This is a genomic window from Cognatishimia activa, from assembly GCF_001458335.1.
GTDB classification, from domain to species: Bacteria; Pseudomonadota; Alphaproteobacteria; order Rhodobacterales; family Rhodobacteraceae; genus Cognatishimia; species Cognatishimia activa.
On record NZ_CYTO01000014.1, the window covers coordinates 1 to 1,176 of the forward strand.

Sequence of the window (1,176 nt, forward strand, 5' to 3'; positions counted from 1 at the left end):
ATGGCTAAGGAAAAGTTTGAACGTTCCAAACCGCACTGCAACATCGGCACAATCGGCCACGTTGACCACGGTAAAACCACACTGACAGCTGCGATCACCAAGCAATTTGGTGACTTCAAAGCGTACGACGAAATCGACGGCGCACCAGAAGAAAAAGCACGCGGCATCACCATCTCTACAGCCCACGTTGAGTATGAAACCGAAGCACGTCACTACGCACACGTTGACTGCCCGGGCCACGCTGACTACGTGAAAAACATGATCACCGGTGCGGCGCAGATGGACGGCGCGATCCTGGTTGTGAACGCTGCTGACGGCCCAATGCCACAGACTCGTGAGCACATCCTGCTGGGCCGCCAGGTTGGTATCCCTGCGATGGTTGTTTTCATGAACAAAGTTGACCAGGTTGACGACGAAGAGCTGCTTGAGCTGGTTGAAATGGAAATCCGCGAGCTGCTGTCTGAGTACGAATTCCCAGGTGACGACATCCCTGTGATTGCTGGTTCCGCTCTGGCGGCGCTGGAAGATCGCGACGACAACATCGGTAAAGAGAAAATCGCTGAGCTGATGGCGGCTGTTGACGAGTACATCCCACAGCCACCACGTGCGACTGACCAGCCGTTCCTGATGCCAATCGAAGACGTGTTCTCGATCTCTGGCCGCGGTACTGTTGTAACTGGTCGTGTTGAGCGTGGCGTGATCAACGTTGGCGACGAGATTGAAATCGTTGGCATCAAAGACACTCAGAAAACCACATGTACTGGTGTTGAAATGTTCCGCAAGCTGCTGGACTCCGGTGAAGCAGGCGACAACATCGGCGCGCTGCTGCGTGGTGTTGACCGTGAAGCGGTTGAGCGTGGCCAGGTTCTGTGTAAGCCAGGTTCCGTGAACCCACACACAAAGTTCGAAGCAGAAGCATACATTCTGACCAAAGAAGAAGGTGGTCGTCACACCCCATTCTTCGCGAACTACCGTCCACAGTTCTACTTCCGTACTACTGACGTGACCGGCACTGTTAACCTGCCAGCAGGTACAGAGATGGTTATGCCAGGCGACAACCTGAAGTTCGACGTAGAGCTGATCGCACCAATCGCGATGGAAGCAGGTCTGCGCTTCGCGATCCGCGAAGGTGGCCGCACCGTTGGTTCCGGTGTTGTGTCTAAAATCACTGAGTAA

General features: G+C 54.5%; 1 protein-coding gene. It reads left to right on the top strand.

From position 1 onward, the window contains the following. Entirely contained in the window at positions 1-1,176 is a 1,176-nt protein-coding gene (tuf, locus tag TA5113_RS08785; RefSeq protein WP_058316680.1) for an elongation factor Tu, read from the top strand.

Bases quoted from the DNA above. Each gene is read 5' to 3' on its own strand.
- tuf (WP_058316680.1), top strand. From the start codon at position 1: ATGGCTAAGGAAAAGTTTGAACGTTCCAAACCGCACTGCAACATCGGC.